The organism is Camelimonas abortus, from assembly GCF_042432745.1.
In the GTDB taxonomy this organism is placed as follows: domain Bacteria; phylum Pseudomonadota; class Alphaproteobacteria; order Rhizobiales; family Beijerinckiaceae; genus Camelimonas; species Camelimonas abortus.
This window is the reverse complement of record NZ_JBHLWR010000006.1, coordinates 1583745-1602698: the sequence shown is the minus strand read 5'-3', so window position 1 is coordinate 1602698 and position 18954 is coordinate 1583745. Positions and strand designations below refer to the sequence as shown.

At 73.0% G+C, this 18954-nt stretch carries 13 protein-coding genes and 1 tRNA gene; 7 read left to right on the top strand and 7 right to left on the bottom strand.

From position 1 onward, the window contains the following. Positions 1 to 291: 291 nt before the first annotated feature. From ACFFJB_RS09290 to ACFFJB_RS09280, 3 genes are all read left to right on the top strand, one after another. Positions 292 to 2340: an autotransporter assembly complex protein TamA gene (locus ACFFJB_RS09290; protein ID WP_376830922.1), complete on the top strand. Its 2049-nt coding sequence runs from the start codon at positions 292 to 294 to the stop codon at positions 2338 to 2340. After that, the gene (locus ACFFJB_RS09285; RefSeq protein ID WP_376830921.1) at positions 2340 to 6695 is read left to right on the top strand and encodes a translocation/assembly module TamB domain-containing protein; all 4356 of its coding nucleotides are present in this window, start codon (positions 2340 to 2342) and stop codon (positions 6693 to 6695) included. Before ACFFJB_RS09290 ends, ACFFJB_RS09285 begins: the two co-directional genes overlap by 1 nt. A gap of 434 nt (positions 6696 to 7129) precedes the next feature. Further along, positions 7130 to 7486, top strand: a complete 357-nt coding sequence (locus ACFFJB_RS09280) for a hypothetical protein (RefSeq protein WP_376830920.1) — start codon at positions 7130 to 7132, stop codon at positions 7484 to 7486. Positions 7487 to 7843: 357 nt separating this feature from the next. Here ACFFJB_RS09280 and ACFFJB_RS09275 read toward each other — a convergent pair whose 3' ends face one another. Then, positions 7844 to 9841 (bottom strand): SDR family NAD(P)-dependent oxidoreductase, encoded by a 1998-nt coding sequence (locus ACFFJB_RS09275; RefSeq protein WP_376830919.1) that lies wholly within the window; start codon positions 9839 to 9841, stop codon positions 7844 to 7846. 420 nt (positions 9842 to 10261) lie between these two features. Here ACFFJB_RS09275 and ACFFJB_RS09270 point away from each other — a divergent pair, with 420 nt between their 5' ends. Further along, positions 10262 to 11047, top strand: a complete 786-nt coding sequence (locus tag ACFFJB_RS09270) for an META domain-containing protein (RefSeq protein ID WP_376830918.1) — start codon at positions 10262 to 10264, stop codon at positions 11045 to 11047. Positions 11048 to 11072: 25 nt separating this feature from the next. Here ACFFJB_RS09270 and ACFFJB_RS09265 read toward each other — a convergent pair whose 3' ends face one another. From ACFFJB_RS09265 to ACFFJB_RS09245, 5 genes are all read right to left on the bottom strand, one after another. Next, on the bottom strand, positions 11073 to 11975 hold the full coding sequence (locus ACFFJB_RS09265; protein WP_376830917.1) for a cation diffusion facilitator family transporter: 903 nt from the start codon (positions 11973 to 11975) through the stop codon (positions 11073 to 11075). 382 nt (positions 11976 to 12357) lie between these two features. Beyond that, entirely contained in the window at positions 12358 to 12663 is a 306-nt protein-coding gene (locus ACFFJB_RS09260; RefSeq protein ID WP_376830916.1) for a DUF2218 domain-containing protein, read from the bottom strand. 54 nt (positions 12664 to 12717) lie between these two features. Then, on the bottom strand, positions 12718 to 13509 hold the full coding sequence (locus tag ACFFJB_RS09255; protein WP_376830915.1) for an enoyl-CoA hydratase/isomerase family protein: 792 nt from the start codon (positions 13507 to 13509) through the stop codon (positions 12718 to 12720). A gap of 82 nt (positions 13510 to 13591) precedes the next feature. Next, positions 13592 to 13780, bottom strand: coding sequence for a DUF3008 family protein (locus tag ACFFJB_RS09250; protein WP_376830914.1), 189 nt, complete (start codon positions 13778 to 13780; stop codon positions 13592 to 13594). Between the two features lie 194 nt (positions 13781 to 13974). Then, positions 13975 to 14051 (bottom strand) — tRNA-Pro (locus tag ACFFJB_RS09245). A 1018-nt stretch (positions 14052 to 15069) separates the two neighbouring features. Between ACFFJB_RS09245 and ACFFJB_RS09240 the strand changes: the two genes are divergently transcribed. The 3 genes from ACFFJB_RS09240 (at position 15070) to ACFFJB_RS09230 (ending at position 17415) form a co-directional block, all read left to right on the top strand. Then, positions 15070 to 15210, top strand: coding sequence for a hypothetical protein (locus ACFFJB_RS09240; protein ID WP_376830913.1), 141 nt, complete (start codon positions 15070 to 15072; stop codon positions 15208 to 15210). Positions 15211 to 15737: 527 nt separating this feature from the next. Further along, positions 15738 to 16778: a phosphotransferase family protein gene (locus ACFFJB_RS09235; protein ID WP_376830912.1), complete on the top strand. Its 1041-nt coding sequence runs from the start codon at positions 15738 to 15740 to the stop codon at positions 16776 to 16778. Between the two features lie 271 nt (positions 16779 to 17049). Beyond that, complete coding sequence (locus ACFFJB_RS09230) at positions 17050 to 17415, top strand: DoxX family protein (RefSeq protein WP_376830911.1); 366 nt, start codon at positions 17050 to 17052, stop codon at positions 17413 to 17415. Positions 17416 to 17540: 125 nt separating this feature from the next. Here the strand turns inward: ACFFJB_RS09230 and ACFFJB_RS09225 are convergent, their stop codons facing one another. Next, a complete protein-coding gene (locus tag ACFFJB_RS09225) occupies positions 17541 to 18674 on the bottom strand; it encodes an alkene reductase (protein WP_376830910.1) in 1134 nt (377 codons plus the stop codon). Positions 18675 to 18954: the final 280 nt, after the last annotated feature.

Below are 18954 nucleotides of genomic sequence, written 5' to 3'. Positions count from 1 at the left end.
GGCGACGGGCGACCTCATCGCGCAGGGTTCGCGGGCGCGGCTGGCCCGGCGCCAGGGAGGCGCGGGCGACGCCGCGCTCGGCCGGCCGTTAACGTTCCTTCAACCAGGACTCGCGCCAGACGGCGCTTTCCCGCATGATCAGGCGAAGCGGGGGCCTTGCGGAAACCTCCTGCTCACTTCTGCGCCGGATGGTGGGCCTGCGGCGCCGTGCGGCGGCGCGACAGATACTGTAAGCACGCAGGCGGCGGGGCGCGCCGGTTTCCTGCGGCAGGCCACAGGCCGGAGACGGGTATGAGACGACGGAAGCGCGGGGTCGCCGGCGGCGCCCTGTGCAGGAAACTGATTCTGGGCGCGGCCATCGCCGCGGGCGTGACGCCGGCGGCGACGCTGGCTCTGACGGCGACGTCCGGCGCGGCGCGCGCATTTGATTTCTTTGGCCTGTTTGGCGGCGAAAAAAAGCCGGAGCCGAGGCCAGACGCCGTTCCCTACGCCGTCGCCTTCGAGGCGGACGGCAAGAAGGCACTGGCCAGCGCCCTCAGGAGCGCCTCCACCCTCTATCGCCTGCGCGCCGACGCGCCGCCGGACGGCGCCTCCCTGGCCCAGCGCGCCGCCATCGACATCGCCCCGCTCATGGACGCCATGTGGGCCGAGGGCTACTACGACGCCCGGGTCACCATCGACGTCGCCGGCGCGCCGCTGCAACTGCCGGTGACCGAGGCGGCGCTGCAGGCCGCGGCCCGCGCCGCCGACGCCATGCGCGGGCGCGAGGTGGTTCCGGTCACGGTCAAGGTCGATCCCGGCCCGCTCTTCCATCTCTCCTCGGTCACCGTGGTGGACGAGAACGGCCGTCGCCTCGAGGACGCCGTGGTTCCGGCCCGGGCGCTGGAGCTCGGGCCGGGCGATCCGGCCCGCGCCGCCGACGTGCGCGCCGCCAGCGTCCGGGTGGTGGACTGGTACCGCGCCCGCTCCTATCCGCTGGCCAAAGGCGTCGACATCTCCGCCACCGTGGACCATCGCGACCAGACCATGCAGGTGACGCTGGTGGTGTCGCCCGGGCCGCGCGCGCCCATCGGCGAGGTGGAGCTCACCAACGCCGGCGACCGCAAGGGCGAGGTCCACGTCGATCCGCGCGTGATCCGCTCCTTTATCTATCTGGAGCCGGGCGAGCCCTTCTCGCCGAAAAAACTCGCCGACACCCGCCGCTCGCTCATCCAGCTGCCCATCATCGGCGGCGCCCGCGTCACCACGCCGGACCGGCTGGACGCCCAGGGGCGCATACCGGTGTTTGTCAGCGTCACCGAGCGGCTGCCGCGGGTGATCGGCTTTTCCGCCGGCTACTCCACGGTGGACGGTCCCAACGCCCGCGTTTACTGGGAGCACCGCAACCTGTTCGGCGGCGCCGAGCAGCTGCGGCTGGAAGGCAGCGTCTTCGTGCTGCCGCGCAATGACGGCACGCGCCGCAAGGATCTCGGCGACCTCAGGGCCGGCGACTTCGGCGGCCGTTTCAAGGCCACCTTCATCAAGCCGGCGCTGGGCGGCTCCCGCAACGACCTGATCGTCGAGGCCATGGCCGAGCGCGACCGCACCGGCGGCGACCGCTACGGCGGCTACACGGTGCGCGACGTCACCGCCACCGCCTCGATCCGTCACCGCATCAGCGAAGCCTTCAGCGTCCAGGGCGGCGCCGCCGTGGAGCGCGGCCAGACTGTCGATTCCCTCTCGCAGGTCAACTACACCCTGGTGGGAACGCCGTTTTCGGTCATTTATGATTCCACCGACAATCCGCTGGACGCCACCCGCGGCGTGAAGCTCACCGCCGCGGCGACGCCCTATCCGGGTTTCCTTGGCTCCACGGTGAATTTCGCCGAGGCGCGCGTAACCGGCTCCACCTATCTGGCCCTGGACGATTCGGCCCGCTACGTGCTGGCCGCGCGGGCGAGCATCGGCGTGCTCGGCGGCCCGAAGCTCAGCGAGATTCCGGCCAACCACCGCTTCTACGCCGGCGGCGCCGCCTCGGTGCGCGGCTACCGTCTGGCGTCGCTGGGCCCGCGCGATCCGCTGACCGGCTTCGTCGTCGGCGGCCGCAGCCTGTTCGAGATGAGCCTGGAGGCCCGCGTGAAGGTGACGGACACCATCGGCGTCGTGCCGTTCTTCGACGCCGGCAACGCCTTCGCCAGCTCCACGCCGCGCCTGAAGGACAGGCTGTACAAGTCGGCGGGCCTCGGCCTGCGCTATTACACGCCCATCGGGCCCATCCGCGCCGATTTCGCCGTGCCGCTTGACCGGCGCAAGGGCGACCGGCCTGTCAGCATGTATATCAGCATAGGGCAGTCTTTCTGATGACGGCGGTCCCCGCAAAACGTCTCCGCGCTGGCGTAATTCTCGCCCTTGTCGCGGCGCTGCTGCTGGCGCTGGGCGCGCTGTTTCATGCGCTGCAGCCGCGCGAGGTGCGCTCCGACGATTCCGAGCGCACGGTGCTGGGCGAGCTGCTGTCGCGGCTGCTGTCGTCCGACAACGCGAAAGTGTCGGTGGGCGCGGTGGAAGGCGCCCTCTCGTCCGACGCCACCATCCGCAATGTGGTCATTTCCGACCGGGACGGCCCGTGGCTGCGGCTGAACGAGGCCCGGCTGGTATGGCGGCGCCTGGCGCTGCTCTCCGGCCGGCTGGAGGTGGACCGGCTGGAGCTCGACCGGCTGGAGATCCTGCGCCGGCCGGCGCCGGCGGAGAGCGAGGCTCCTGAATCCGACGAGCCGCTGCTGCCGGAGCTGCCGGTGGAGGTGATCGTGCGCGCCTTCCAGCTGAAAGAGCTGGACCTGGCCGCTGACGTCCTCGGCGCGGCGGCGAAGATTGGCGCCGACGGTGAGGCGCGCCTCGGCGACCCGGCCAGGGGTCTCACCTTCAGGCTGGAGGCGCGCCGTCTCGACGCCCCCGGCCAGATCGGCGTCGCCGTGGCGTTCACGCCCGCCGGCCAGATGCTGAAGCTGTCGGTGCGGGCGGACGAGCCGGCCGGCGGCGTCGTGGCGCGGCTCGCCTCCATTCCCGGCCTGCCGCCGGTGAAGCTCGACTTCGCCGGCGAGGGACCGCTGGACCAGTTCGCGGCGCGGCTCAGTTTTCACGCGGGCCCTGACCTCTCGGCCAGCGGCGAGGCGACGGTCGCCCGCCAGCAGGACGACCAGACCACCGGGCAGGGGGGCGCCGTGCGCGTCGCCCGCGTGCTGACGCTGGACATGAACGCCCGCGTCTCCGGCGTGCTGCCGGCGCCGCTGGCGCCGGTGTTCGCCGGCGACACCCATCTGGGCGGCCGCGTGCTGTTCAACGCCGACGGCTCCACCGTCATGCAGGACGTGGGCGTCACCGCCCGCGCCGCCAAGCTGCTGGTCAACGGCGGCGCCGACGCGGCGCGCAACCTCGACCTCACCGTCACCGCCGCGGCGCTGCCGGTGGACGACGGCGTGCTGCGCGCCGGCGAAGCCGAGATCCGGAGGCTGGATTTCCTCGCCCGCGTCACCGGCAAGGCGGAGATGCCGACGGTGAAGGCCAGCCTCGATCTTGCCGGCGCGCGCCTGCCCGCCGGCAGCATCGGGTCGGCGAAGGCGACGCTGGACGCCGCGCCCACCGGCGTCATCGGCGAGCGCGGCACGCGGCTCAACGTCTCCGCCGACGCAGCGGCCACCGGCCTGGCTTTCGCCGATCCGGGCCTCGCCGCCGCCATCGGCGAGCGGGTCAGCCTCACCCTGCGCGCGGCCATCGGCCGGCGTGGCACGGCGTTCGTGGACACCTTCGAGGTCGGCACCGGCGCGGGGTCGGCGCACTATCAGGGCGTCGCCGGCTCCCGCCGGCTGGACGGCGTGCTCGCCGCAAGGGTTCCCGAACTGGCGAAGCTGCGCCAGCTCACCGGCATGCGCCTCAGCGGCGCGGCGGCGCTCACGGCCAGGCTCACCGGCCAGCCGCGCTTCAGCCGCGTGCGCGCGGAGCTGGACGGCGAGGCGCGCGACCTTGGCGTCGGCATACAGGCGGTGGACGGGCTGAGCGGCGGGCGGCTGAAGCTCTCCGGCGCCGTGGAGCGGCTGCCGCGCGGCGGCTTCGGCTTCGACAATCTTGTGCTGGAGGGCGCACGCGCCTCGCTGCGGCTGAACGGGCGTGCGCGCGAGGACCAGTCGGCGGTGGAGGCCGTCGCCCGCATCGCCGACCTGCGCTACGCCGACCGGCGCCTCACCGGTCGCGGCGAGCTGGCCGCGAATCTCACCGGCCCGCTGACCCGGCCGGACGCCAGCGCCGTGCTCACCCTGCGCGACGGCTCGATGCTGGGCCGCCCGGCGCCGCTGGTGGAGCTGAAGGCCGAGGCCACGGACATCACCGGCGAGCTGAAGGCCACGGCGCGCCTTTCAGGCGAGATCGACCGCAAGCCGCTCACGGGCGGCCTGTCGCTGGCCCGCGCCGGCGCCGGCTGGAGCCTGCAGGACCTCGCCCTCGCCATCGGCTCGGTGAGCGCCCGCGGCGCCCTGACCCTGGACGGGGAGGGGCTGGCCCGCGGCGCCCTCGCCATCCGCGCCGCCAGTCTCGACGACGCTTCGGCCCTGGCGCTGCGCCGGCTTGCCGGCCAGCTCAACGCCGACCTCACCCTCACCGCTGACGGCGGGGCCCAGGACGTGGCCATCCGGGCCGACGGCGCGCGCATCCGCGTGGAAGACGTGGCCATCGACCGGCTCACCGCCGACCTCACGGCCACGGACGTGCGCCGGCGCCCGGCCGCCAACGGTTTCGTCGCCGTCGACAACGCCGTGATCGCCGGCCAGACCCTGACCGGGACCCGCCTTGAGGCGAAGGGGGACGGCGCCGCCACCGACATCACCCTGCGTTCGCGCGCCGCCGGCCTTGACCTCAGCGGCGCCGCCAGGCTGACGCCCGGCGAGCCGCTGCGTCTCGACGTCACCCGCTTCGACGCCCGCCGCGGCGCGCGCCGCATCGGCCTCGCCGGTCCGGCCAGCTTCGCCTTCCACGACGGCGTCGTCGACATCCGCAAGCTGGCGGTGGCGCTCGACAGCGGCCGCCTGACCGTGGAGGGCAGGGCGGGCGAAACGCTGGACCTCAACGTCAATGTGAAGGCGGTTCCCCTCGCCGTGGCCGACATCTTCGCGCCTGGGCTCGGCCTGCAGGGGCAGGCCGACGGCGCGGCCACCGTCCAGGGGCCGTCGCTGGCGCCGCGCGGCCAGTGGAGGCTGACGCTGTCGCGGCTTTCCGTCGCCGCCGCCCGCGCCGCCGGCCTGCCGGCGGCCAGCATCGCCGCCAGCGGCCGCCTGGACGGCGCCGGGCGCACCAGCCTGGAGGCGCAGGTCAGCGCCGCGCGACTGGTGGACCTGCGCGTCGCCGGCAGCGCGCCGCTGGATACCGGCGGGCGGCTGGACCTCGCCGCGCGCGGCCGCGTGGACCTCGCCCTCGCCAACGCGCAGCTCTCGCCCATGGGCCGCCGGCTCTCCGGCCAGGCCAGCGTGGACCTGCGCCTCGCCGGCGCCCCCGGCGCGCCGCAGCTCTCCGGCGGCGTCACGCTGTCCGGCGGCGCCTTTTCGGACGCCGTCACCGGCCTGAAGCTGGAGCGCATCGCCGGCCAGTTCGCCGCCGGGGGGACGCGGGTCGTGATCAGCCGCCTCACCGCCGCCACGCCCAATGGCGGCTCCCTCAGCGTGTCCGGCGAGGTGGCGGTGGACCCGGCCGCAGGCTTCCCCGGCAATATCCGCCTCACCGGCGACAACGCCCTGCTGCTGAACGACGGCACGGCGCGTGCGGCGGCTGACCTTGCGCTGACGCTCTCCGGCCCGCTGGCCCTCCGGCCGCTGGTCGCCGGCTCGGTGGGGGTGCGTTCGCTGGTCATCAACGTGCCGAACCAGCTGCCCGGCTCGCTGACGCCGCTGGAGAACGTGCGCCAGATCGATCCGCCGCCGGAGGCGAAGGCGCGCCTGGCGCTGGAGCAGAAGGCGCGTCGCCAGGGCGGCGGCGGCTTCGACGCCGCGCTGGACATCGTGGTGACGGCGCGCGGCGCCATCCGCGTCACCGGCCGCGGCATCAACGCCGTGCTCGGCGGCCAGCTGCGCATCGCCGGCACGTCCTCGGCGCCGCAGCCCACCGGCGGCTTCACCCTGCGCCGCGGCAGTTTCGACCTCGGCTCCACGCCGCTCGACTTCACCCGCGGTTCGGTGACCTTCGACGGCACGCTGAGCCCGGAGCTGGATTTCGTCGCCGAAACCGTCGCCGCCGGCGTCACGGCGCGGGTGTCCATCTCCGGCCCTGCGTCCGATCCGTCGTTTGAGTTCTCCTCCAGCCCGTCCATGTCCACGGAGGAGATCGTGTCGCGCATCCTGTTCGGGCAGGCGGCGGGCGAACTCTCGGGTCTGGAGGCGCTGCAGCTGGCGCAGATCGTCGCCCAGTTCTCCGGCGACGGCGACAGCGCCTTCGACGCCCTGCGCAGGGGCCTGGGGCTGGGTGGCTCCGACATCGGGGCCGACGGCGACCAGGGCGCCCTGGCCCGCGCCAGCCGCGCCCTCGGAAAACGGGTGCGGGTTAACCTCAAGCCCGGCGCCACGCCCGAGACCACGGGAGTCGGCGTCAACGTCAACGTCTCGCGCCACATCCGCGTGCAGGGGATGGTGGGCGCTACCGGAGACACGTCGGTGAACGTCGGCGCCGAATGGGAGTACTGAGCCGGCGTCCGGCCGGGGGCCGCGTCCCCCGGCCCGCGGCGGAAAAATCGGGCCGCGACAGGGCATGCGGCGAATTTTCCGTTCCCGCCCTGCCTGTGGAGGCGTTGCCGTCGCGCCTGCGGGCGCGTATTGTGTCGATGCTTCACAAATTGTTTACCATGACATGTGAGGCGTGGCGGGGGTGTGAGCCGGCGCACGTCGCGGAGCGGCCCTGCAGGGAGCCGGCCGGCTCCGGAGCCCGGCGCGGAGCGACGCCGGCCAGCCCGCGCCGCCTCGGGGCGGTCATGCTCCGGAAGGTCGTGCTCCGGGCGGTCTGGCCCGGCGACGTCCCGCCCGGCGCGGTCTTGCTCCGGGCTGTTCTGGGGAATGGCGCGGCGTCACAGCGGACACGGGAGCGGAACATGCGTCTGGCGATGTTGGGCGTGACACTCGGGATGTTGCTCGCAGGACCGGCGGTCGCCCAGCCGGTCCCCACCTATTACGCGCCGGCCACCGCCTCTTACGGCTTTCCGGGCTACGGGGAGCCCCGTTACGCCGATCCTGCCGGAGCGCCGCGCAACGTGTGCTTCAACGCCGCCGCCCTGCACCGCTGGTGCCGGGTGTTCGTGACGCCCAATCCCGGCTCCTGCGTCTGCGGCTCGGCCGGCGGCGTGGCGTTCACCGGCACGCTGATCACCGACGCCCAGCTCTACGAGCTGATCGGCGAGGACGTGAAGCAGGCGGAAGTGGGCGCCAACGGCCGCCGCGTTGCGGGCCGGCCCCGCAGCGCCGCCAGTCACTACGGCTACTGATCCCGGGGCGGCGGGCCGCCTGACCTCCGGCCTTCCCGCCGTGTTGCGCGGGCGTGACGCGCTGCGCCACGGCCGGTCGCGGCGGGCCCGCCGGAAGCAGCTTCGGCGGCGCGGCCGCGGGTCTCAAATCTCCTGCCTGAATCCGGCGGCGTTGCGTGAAAGCGGACGCATGCGAAGGCGCGGCTGCGAAGGCGCTGCGCCGGGGGGCGCGGGCCCGCGGCGGGCGCCGGCGCTTTTCCGGCCGGGCGGCGCCTGCGCCGGCGCGCCCCCAGTCCCGCGCGCCCTTCCGGTTTCGCCGGGGGGCATGCCAGCCGCGCGGCGCCATCTCCGCCGCGCGGAGCCCGCCTGGGCGCGCCGTCAGCCGGCGGCCGGCTGGCTGGCCGCGCCGGCGGTCGCGCTCACGGCCGGCTGGCGCGCCGCCTGGGGTGCCTGGTCGGGAGTCGCCGGGAAGGTCGGCAGCACCGTGTGGATCACCCCGTAGACCTTGCTGCGCTCGCCGCGGGCCACGGCGCCCGCCAGGGCGTCGAGGCTGCGCTCCAGCGCGTCGATGTCCGGGAAGCTCGGATCTGCGGCGATGATGCCGGCGAGACTGACGTCGCGCGTGGCCTCGCCCTCGTCCAGCACGATCTCCTCAAGCCGCTCGCCCGGGCGCATGCCGGTGAAGACGATGTCGATGTCCACGTTCGGCCGCAGCCCCGCCAGCTCGATCATGCGCGTGGCGAGATCGAGGATCTTCACCGGCCGGCCCATGTTGAGCACGTAGATCGAGGTGGCCTTGTCCGGGTCGTTGATGGCGTGGAAGGAGGCGATCACCACCAGGTCGCAGGCCTCCGGAATGGTCATGAAGAAGCGCACCATCTCCGGATGGGTCACGGTGACCGGGCCGCCCTTGGCGATCTGCTCGCGGAACTTGGGCACCACCGAGCCGTTGGAGCCAAGCACGTTGCCGAAGCGCACCACCACGAGGCGCGTCGGCCGGCCGTTGGCCGAGACATTGGCGAGGCGGCCGCTGGCGATCTCCGCGTCCTTGGCCTGCACGTACATCTCCGCCAGCCGCTTGGTGGCGCCGAGGATCGACACCGGCTTCACCGCCTTGTCGGTGGAGATCATCACGAACGCCTCCGCCCCGCAGGCGATGGCGGCGTCGGCGGCGTTCATGGCCCCGAAGACATTGGTGCGGATGCCTTCGCTCCAGTCTGTCTCCAGATAGTGGACGTGCTTGAGCGCGGCGGCGTGATAGACCACGTTCGGGCGGAACTCCCCGAGGATGGCGAACAGGCGGTCGCGGTCGCGCACGTCGCAGATGCGCCCCAGCGGCCGGCAGCCCTCGACCCGCGACAGGTCCTCGAGAATGGCGTGCAGCGCCGGCTCGGAATTCTCCAGGATCAGGATGTCCCGGGCGCCGTAGCGGGCGAGGCGGCGGGCCAGCTCGCCGCCGATGGAGCCGCCGCCGCCGGTGATGGCGATGCGCCGTCCGGCCGTGAGGCTGGCGATGGTGTCCTCGTCAATGCTCACCGCCGGGCGCAGCAGCAGGTCCTCCATGGACAGCGGCGCAAGGCGCGCGGAGACGGCGGAATCGCTCTCGTCCAGGCCGTGGGTGCGCAGCACCTCCACGCCGAAGCGCCGCGCCGCGTTGAGAATGCCGGCGGCCACCGCCTCGTCGCCCAGCGCCGAAGGAGCCAGCACGATCACCGACGGGGAACGGTCGCGCGCCGCCAGGTCCTGCAGCACTGCGGCGGCGTCGCCGAGGCCGCCCAATACGCGCACGTTGCGGATCGACTGGCCCACGTCGGCGGCGTGGCGGCTGAGCGCTCCCACCGGACGCAGCCGCGACAGCGCCCCCTGCTCGATGCCGCGCAGGATGGCCTCGATTTCAATGCCCGTGCCGGCGATCAGCGCCGCGTCGCGCCGCCCGGCCGGCGCGGCGGCGTTGATCTGCCGCTGCTTCAGCGCCCGGTAGGCGACCCGCGGCGCCGCCAGCATCGCGATTTCGAGAATGAAGAACAGCAGGATCCACAGGCGGCCGAAATAGTTGCGGCCCAGCAGGTCCGGATGCGACAGCGCCGTGTCGATGATCAGGATGGCGAGGCTGATGATCGCCGACGCCTTGGCGATCTTGATCACGTCCGGCAGCGAGGTGAAGCGCCACTTGGACTGCGGCAGCCGCACCAGCAGGAACGCTCCCGCCGCCACCGGCAGCACGCAGGCGAGGATCAGCGGCAGCTGCTGCAGGTAGGTGGCCAGGCGCGCGTCCTGGAAACGCAGTACGATCGCCAGCGCCGTCGCGCAGGCGGTGACGGTGACGTCAGCCGCAAGGTTCAGCAGGATCGTCCTGATCGCGCGTCGCGATGCCATGGTGCTCCCCGAATGGGCCGGACACGCGGCCAGTGAATTCCGTCAGCATGGGGGGCGCCGCCCCGCCTGGCGCCCGCAGCCCCGGGCCGCGCCGGGCGCGCCGGCGCGTATTCCCTAACGCGACAGGCCGCCTGACGCCAGCTCCCGCAACCCGCCGCGCGCCATGCGCAGGCGGCTCCGGCCGCTCCGCGCGTCGCTACATAACCGATCGCGGTCGCGCGCGCATCCGCCCGGCCCGCCGCAGCCGCGGCGCCCGGCGTGATTGCAGGGCGCAATGGCGACAGTCAGGCGAAAAAACGCGCGCGCCCGCCGCCATTGCGCCGTCCGCCCGGCCCGCGGCGGTTGACCGCGCGCCCCGGCGGCCCAATCCTCGTGAACCGCAACCTTTCACGCCATCGCCATTGCTGACGGGAACCCGCCGTGTCCGCACCGACTCCGGAAACTGTCCTCACGCGCCGCCAGATCGCCGCCGGTCTCGCCGCCGGTCTCGCCGCCGCCCTGTGGCCCTCCGGCCGGGCCGCCGCCGCGCCGGTGGTGATCCGCGGCGAGGCGTTCTGGCGCGAGCGCATGGCGCTGCCGCGCGGCTCCCGTATTGAGGCGCAGCTCGTGGAGCTGAACGCCGCGGGCCGGCCCGGCGCGGCCGTCGCCAGCTCGGCCGCGCCGGCCGGGCCGGGCTCGCCGGCGCCGTTCACGCTGCGTTTCGAGCCGCGCGGGGCGCCGCGCCGCCGGCGTTTCGCGCTGACGGTGCGAATCACCGATCCCGGCGGCGCCGTGCTGTTCGAGAGCGAGCCGCAGCCGTGGAAGCCCGGCGACCGCGCGCCGGTGAGCGTGCCCGTGCGCCGCGCCGGGGGCGGCGCGCGCTCCGGTGGCGACGCCAGGCCGTGGGGCGCGTGGCGCGCGGCGTTCATTCTCGGCGAGGCGGTGGCGGCGGGCGACGCCCCGACCCTGAAGCTGTCGCCGGACGGACGGGTCTCCGGCGACGGCGGCTGCAACGCCATCTCCGGGGTGGTGCGGGTGAAGGACCGGCGCATCCGTTTCGGTCGCCTGGGCGCGACGCCGGCGGCCTGCCCGGGGCCGGCCATGGCCCGCGAGCGGCGCTTCCGCGAGGCGCTGGGCCGCGCCCGCGCCTTCCGGATCGAGGCCGGGGAGCGGCTGCTGCTGCTGGACCACGCCAGCCATGTGGTGATGCGTCTGGTGCGGGCCTGACGGCGCCGCGGCCGCGGCGCGCGAATCAGACCACCACGCCGCAGTGCTTGGCCTTGTGCTCGGGCTCCACGTGGATGGTGACCTGCGCCCCGGGCACTTCCTGCTTCAGCGCGCCCTCGATGCGGTCGCAGATCCGGTGCGCCGCCTCTACGGTGGAATCGCCGGCCACCACCAGATGGAAATCGATGAACGTCACCTGGCCGGCCTGGCGGGTGCGCACGTCATGCGCCTCCAGCGCGCCCACCGCCTCGCGCGAGATGATGGCGCGGATCTTGCCCTGCATGCTCTCCGGCGCAGCCTCGTCCATGAGGCCGCCCATGGACTCGCGGATCACCCGCCAGCCGGACCACAGGATATTGACCGCCACCAGGCAGGCGATCAGGGGGTCCAGAAACAGCCAGCCGGTGGCCAGCGCCACGCCGAGGCCCGCCACGACGCCCCCTGACGACACCACGTCGCTGAACAGGTGGCGGCCGTCGGCGACGAGGGCAGGGGAGCGCAGGGCGCGCCCGCGCCGCACCAGCACCCAGGACCACACGCCGTTGATGGCGGTGGCGACGGCGATCAGCGCCAGGCCTTCCGCCGGCGCGTCGATGACGCGCGGCGCCCGCCAGGCGCGCCACGCCTCGTGCAGGATGAGCAGCGCCGCCACGACGATCATCACCCCTTCCATCACCGCGCTGAAATATTCCGCCTTGTGATGGCCGTAAGGGTGGCGCGCGTCCGCCGGGCGGCGGGCGATGCGCACCGCCACCAGCGCGGCCAGCGCCGTGGCCACGTTGACGATGCTTTCCATGGCGTCCGAGTAGAGCGCCGCCGAGCCGGTGATCCACCACGCCAGGGTTTTCAGCGCCAGCACCGCCACGCCGGTGACCAGGCTCCCCACGGCGATCAGGGTGGCGCTGTCCGTCGCATTCTGCGCAGTCACGTTCTCTTGTCCCAGGGTGACCAGACGCTTTTGTAACCAGACGCAACAGCCGCGTCCGGGCCGCTGTCGCGCCCGGGAGGAATGCGCCGCGCCGCGACGCCCCGCATGTCGTTCCGACCGTTTGTCTAGGCCAGGGCTACCGGAGGCGCAACAACCGTGTTATTTAATGCAAACAGATTGCATCTGCAGGACATGTCGTCCACACGGCGCATGCATTGTACAGGTTGCGCCATGAAAACATTTTGCGAGAACATGATTGTTATCATCAATCATTATGCGCATGACGGCCGCGCGCAGCAGTGATGACCGCGGCTGCGGCGTGACGGCGCGCGGAACAGCTTACGTCATCATCGCCGGCCGGCGGTGACGGCGGAAGTCCGGCTCAGCCGTCGCTCCAGGTCACCGTGAGCTCTTCGCGGAAGGCGAAACGGACCAGATGGCTGGCCATCACCTGCTTGAGCCGTTCCAGCGCCTGCGCGTCGGCGGCGGCGAGGCGCATGACGAGAGCGGCGTCGCTGGCGGCCAGCTCGCATGTCCCCATGGGGAAGGTCACCCGGCCGTTATGGGCGTCGAAGGTCGCCTCCACCTTGTGGCCGAAGTGCTTGCACAGCTGCTGCAGGTATTTGCTGGCGCTGGCGGTGGCCACTTCAGCGCGCGACGACAGGGGAAGGGCGGGGGCGGACGTCATGGCGGGGCTCCATGGATGGCGGCGGCGCCGGCGCGGCGGCCGGCGCCCCGAGGCTTACAGCTTGCCCTTGCGCCGGGCAAACGCTTCCAGCGCCGCGCGCGCCTCCGGCGTGGCGAAGGCGTTGCAGAAATCCTCCACCGCCACGGCGACGCTGCGCCGGTAGTCGAGATCGTTCTGGCGCATGAAGGCGGCGCGGGCGCGCGCCACCCCCGCCGCCGGCTTGGCCGCCAGCTCCGCCGCCAGCGCCATGGCCGCCGCCTCCAGCTCCGCCGCCGGGGCGATGCGGCTGACGAGGCCGAGCGCCTGGCCTTCCGCCGCCGTAAACGTCCGTCCGGTGAACAGCAGCTCGAAGGCCCGGTGGCGGCCGACGATGCGCGGCAGGTGCGCGAAATGGAGGGCCGGCGGCAGGCCGAGGTCGATTTCGGGGTAGCCGAGGGTGGCCTCACTGGCGGCGATGATGATGTCGCAGGAAATGGCGAGGGTCATGCCGCCGCCGCGCGCCGTGCCGCTGACCACGGCGACGGAGGGCTTGCCAAGGGCGTGCTGGGCGTCGGCGAGGCCTGGGTAAAGGTCCAGCAGCGTGGCCCGCGTTTCCTCCGGCGTGGCGCGCAGCAACAGCGGCAGGTCCAGGCCGGCCGAGAAACGGCCGGGCACGTCGCTGGCCAGCAGCACGACCCGCGCCGAGCTGTCGTCCGCCGCTTGGCGAAGCGCCGCCAGCAGCTCCTGCAGCAGCTCGCGGGTCAGCGCGTTCACTGGCGGCCGCGCCAGGCCAATGCGCGCCACGCCGTCGCGCGTGGTGAAGGTGATGTGGCGGTAGCTCCGCCCGTTTCCGGCGTTTCCCTCCAAGGCGTCCTCCCTGATGGCGCGCCGCGTTTCCCGGGCTGCGGCGTCGCCGTTCCGGCGAGGTTAGCCCGGCGGGCGGGCGCCGTCAGCTGCGCCGCGCGTGCTGCGGCCGTCCCTTGCGGGGCGTGGCGGCCAGCTCCCTGAGATGCCGTTCGCTCATGGAGCGCGCCATGTCGCGGGCGGCGCCTTTCAGGGCGGATTGCTTCATCTCGCCGCGCTTGGCGGCCAGCGCCGCTCCGGCGGCCTTCTGCTGCGCTGCGGATTTGGCTGGCATGGCTGGTCTCCCCTTGTGCGGCGCGCCGCCGTGGCGCGCCTTGCGGGGACAACGTGCGTGGGGGCGGGGGCGTTCGCCGCCGGGCGCGCAACAGGTCGTGACCGGAGAAACAAAAAGCGCCCGAAGGGCGCTGCAGGGATCCGGGTCCCGCCCGGTCCGTCCGGAGATCCTGGACATCTCCGGAAGAAAAAGAATGGTCGGAGTGAAAGGATTTGAACCTTCGACCCCCTCGTCCCGAACGAGGTGCGCTACCAGGCTGCGCTACACTCCGACGGCCGGCGTCACCGCCGACGTGGCTGCCTTATACCCAACGCCCCCTGGCCGTTCAAGACCTTCTGTCGTCATGGGGCGCGCGACCTGTTGAATCTGCGTCGCGCGCCGGCAAGCGACTGATATTTAAGGGGCCGGCGCCTCCCCTCCTGGGGATAACGATCGCCGGGCCGGGGCGCGCTGCATGGCGCGCCGGCCAGAAAACGCGCTGATTCCCGCCATGCCGGGACGCCCCGGGCCGCGCGGGGCGGTCCCCGGTCAGACGCGCCGTCTCAGCCGCCTCGCGCGCCGTCGTCGTGGCGCAGGCGCTCCCTGCCGTTTCGTCTGCGCCCGGCCATGACGGCGCCGGGGCTGGAGGGTGCGAGGCGCTGGCGGGCGCGGCGGTGGGGAACGGCGAAGGGCGTGTGCTGAAGCAAGAGGGGCAGAGGGTGAGAGGCGCCGGTGACCACGACGGCAGGGACCGGGGCGGAGCGCGCGCCGGCGTCCGGGACGACGCGCCGCGGCCGGCGCAGCAAAAGGGGGGCGAAGGAGGCGGGAGAGCGCGGACGGCGGGAAAAGGCGGAGCAGGGGCGCCGGCGCGGGGCAAATCTGCTGGCCGCCGGGGCGCGCCGTCTGGAAACGGGGAGCGCGCGTCGCCATGTTTGCGGCTATTTCCAGCCCTGCCGCCGCCGCAGGCGTGGCGCCGGCCCCGGGAGAGACTCACCAGGGAAGGGGCGAACCATGAGGGGAAGGGGCGAAACGGTGACAGCATTGCGGCGCCTTCGCGCCGCATGTGCGCTGGCGCACCCGCAGGGGCGCATGCACAGCGTATGTTGCAGCGTATGTTCAAGACGTCACGTCCGCTTCGCCGGATCGGTTATGTATTAACAGAACGTTAACCGGTGCTGTCGCAGCGTAACAGGCGCGAAAAGCGGACGTTACGCCAGCCGGCGCCGGATGGTTCCGGCTGGGGACAGCCGCCGCCGGGCGCGCACGGCGTCCGGGTCTGGCGTCACACGGATGCTTTTGGGAGAGACACTGTGGCAGCGTCAGTAATCAGCAATCTTCTGGTGGTGACGGCGAGCGTCGGCGTCATGGGCCTGCTGGTGTGCCTGCTGCCCGTTCCGCGTCTGGCGCGCACGGGCATGTGTCTGCTGACGGTTCTCGCCGGTCTCGCCTAGGGCGTCGACCAGGTGCGGCTCGCCGCGCGCAGCGACGCGGCGCCGCTGGCGATGACCCGCCTCAGCGCCGCCATGTGAACGGCGTCATGTGAACGGCGTCATGTGAACGGCGCCATGTGAACGGCGCCATGTGGGCGCCGCCATGTGAAGGCGCGATGTGAGCGGCGTCATGTGGGCGCCGCCATGTGAAGGGCGCGGCGCGCTCCGCCGGGTCCGGCGCCGCGGCGGGGCAGGGTCCGTCCGGCATCCCTGGTTCCTGCCTGTGACAGGCGCGCGTCCGGCTGGCGCGCGCCAGCCGCCGTTCCGGGGGCGTCGCGCAGTTCCGCGCCGCCGCCCGGCGCGCCGCTCTGCGGCCGCGCGTCCCGGGGCTCCGGGGCGCGGGCCGGCCGGCGGCGCGGAAAACTGTCGACGTCCGCCGGCGGCGCCGGCGCTGCGGCGTATTGGCGGTACACTTTTTGCGACAATGGGTTTACGTGACGCCACGAAACGGCGGGGCGTCCCGTCACGCATAACCCAGGAGATCAGACATGGCCGGGCAGGTCAGGGAGCCGGACGCGCTGGACGGCGAGAGCGGCCGCGCGTCGCTGCGCAGCTTTCTGGAAGGCTATTTCGGCGAGCAGCCGGAGCATTTCAGCGTCACCAAAATCTCCGGCGGCCAGTCCAATCCCACCTTCTTCGTCGACTACGGCGCGCGCCGGCTGGTGCTGCGCAAGCAGCCGCCGGGCAAGCTGCTGCCCGGCGCCCACGCCATCGACCGCGAATTCCGCGCCCTGCAGGCGCTGAACCCCACCGACGTGCCCACCCCGCGCGCCGTGCTGCTGTACGGGGAGCGCGACGTGCTCGGCACGCCGTTCTATATCATGGAGCGCCTTGAGGGCCGCGTGTTCCATGACTGCTCGCTGCCGGGCCTGGTCCCGGAGGAGCGCCGCCAGGTGTATTTCGGCCTCGCCGAAGCCATGGCGAAAATGCACGCGGTGGAGCCGGAGAAGGTCGGCCTCGGCGATTTCGGCCGCCCCGGCAACTATTTCCAGCGCCAGATCGCCCGCTGGACCCGCGCCTACAACGAGAGCCCCAGCGAGCGCATCCCCGCCCTTGACCGGCTGGTGGAGTGGCTGCCCGCCAACATGCCCGGGGACGACGGCCGCGTCGCCATCGCCCATGGCGACTTCCGCCTCGGCAACATGCTCTACCACCCCACCGAACCGCGTGTGGTCGGCATTCTCGACTGGGAGCTGGCCACGCTCGGCCATCCGCTGGCGGATCTCGCTTTCGCCTGCATTCCGTGGCGCACCACGCCGGAGCAGTACGGCGGCATCCGCGGCCTCGACCACAAGGCGCTCGGCATTCCCTCCGAGGAGGAGTTCGTGGCGCATTACTACAGGCACGCCCGCCCGACCTCCGAGCTGAAGCCGTTCCACATGGCCTTCGCCCTGTTCCGCTTCTCCGTGATCTTCCTGGGCATCAACGACCGCGTGCGCGCCGGCAACGCCGCCGGCGAGGACGCGGCGAAGCTGGAGCCGCTGGCGCGCGAAATGGCCGAACGCGCGGTGGAGGCCATCGACGGCTGAGCCGTCCCCGCCGCGCCTCCGCCGCAGGGCCGGTCCGGCGCCGTCCGGGCCGGCCCCTTTTGTTGTCGCGGTCCGTTGCGTCCGTGCGGCCAGCTGGCCTGAAGTATTTCCAGAATCATGTTTTCGCGCGTGGGGAATCGCGCAAGTAATATTGCGTCGTGAACGTGGCGCGCTTCCTGAAAAACCGCGTCGCGGACCGGCGACACGCCGGGCGACGTCATGTCGGGAGCCATGGGGGCGCGATGTCTGGTTCTGTTTCATCTGGGCGGCCGTGTGGACCGGCCGCATTCTGGCGGCGCTGGTCGTCGCCGCGCTCGCGGCGGACGCGGCGGTGCTGCTCTTCGCCGTCGACGTGCTGCGCGAGGACATGAAGCTCACCGGTTTCGATCCGGCGATGGCGCCGGAGCTGGCGGCGATCATCACCGCCTGCGCGGCGCTGTTCGCCATTCCGGCCACGTCGGCGCTCGGCGCCGTCCTCGTCACCGGATTTCTCGGCGGCGCCATCTGCATGCATTTCCGCATCGGCGAGCTTGCGTCGCCGTCGCAGCTCGCGTGCCTCGCCCTCGGCGTCATGGCCTGGCTGAGCGTGTACCTGCGCTTTCCGGCGACGCGCGCGCTGCTGCCGCTGGCCCGCTGAGCCGCGCCACGGGGGACGCGGCGCCGGGCAAGGCGGCGGCCGCGGAGCGGGCGCGCGGGCCGGCGAGCGGAGCCATACCCTGCGCGCGCCCCTGCATCGCCCGGGCGCCGGGCCGTGGGCGCGCGTCAGGCCGGCTGGCCGTCGGCGCGCGGGAAGTCGGTGTAGCCCTTCTCGCCCGGCGTGTAGAAGGTCGGGCGGTGATAGGGCGTCAGCGGCGCTCCCGAGCGCAGCCGCTCCGGCAGGTCCGGATTGGAGGTGAAATAGCGGCCGAAGGCGACCACGTCGGCGTGGCCGGCGGCGATGGTGCGCCCGGCCTCGTCGCCGGTGTAGTTGCCGGCGGATATCAGCACGCCCGGCCACAACGGCCGGAACAGCTCCGCCGCCCGCGGCGCGCCCTCATGGTTCACCTCGCGCTGGCCGGCGCCGCTGGCGCGCGGTTCGATGAGGTGGAGATAGGCGAGGCCCATCGGCGCCAGCTGCTTCACCACATGGGCGTACAGCGGCATGGGGTCGTCCTCGCCCGAGCCGTTGGCGACGCCGAACGGCGACAGGCGCACGCCCACCCGCTCCGGGCCGCAGGCCGCGGCCAGCTCGCGCGTGACCTCCAGCAGCAGCCGGGCGCGGTTCTCGATGCAGCCGCCCCAGTGATCGTCGCGGCGGTTGCTGCGCGACTGCAGGAACTGCTCCAGCAGGTAGCCGTTGGCGCCGTGCACCTCCACGCCGTCGAAGCCGGCCTCCAGGGCGTTGCGGCCGGCGTCCCGCCAGGCGCCGATCAGGGCGTGGATCTCGGCGTCGGCGAGCGCGCGCGGCGTCAGCATGGGCGTGGGCTGGCGGTCGCGGGTGAGCACGTTGATGTCGGCGGCGACCGCGGAAGGAGCGACAGGCAGGGCGCCGTCCGGCTGGTGCGACGGATGGGACACCCGCCCCACATGCCACAGCTGCAGGAAGATCTGCCCGCCGCGCGCGTGCACCGCCCGGGTGACCGCCTTCCAGCCCTCCACCTGCTCTTTCGTGTAGATGCCGGGCGTGTCCGGCGCGCCGCGCCCGGTGGGATGCACCTGGGTGGCCTCGGCGATGATCAGCCCGCCGCGGCTGGCGCGCTGGCCGTAATAGACGGCGTTGAGCGGCTGCGGAATCTCTCCCGGGCAGCGCATGCGCGTGAGCGGCGCCATCGCCACGCGGTGCTCAAGGCGCAGCACGCCCGAATGCAGGCGCGAAAACAGATGGGCGCGGCCGGGGCCGGCGACGGCGGTGGTCAAGGCGCGTTTCCTCCCGGTTGTCCCGCCGCGCCGGCGCGCGCCAGCCGTGGCCGCCCGCGCTGCGGGGCAGGCGGGGCGGATCTGTTCCGGCCGGGTGCGGCGGAGATGGCGGCGTGACCTGCTGTCCGTGACGTTATTTGTGGCTTCCGCCGCGCAGACGGTCAAGGCGACGCCGGCGCCGGCCGGTTTCCTGCGAAAACCGCATACGCTCACGCCGGAAATGCACTAAGACAGGCGCGCGGCCGCCGCGGCGCCGCGCCACGCCTCCTCCTGGACGACG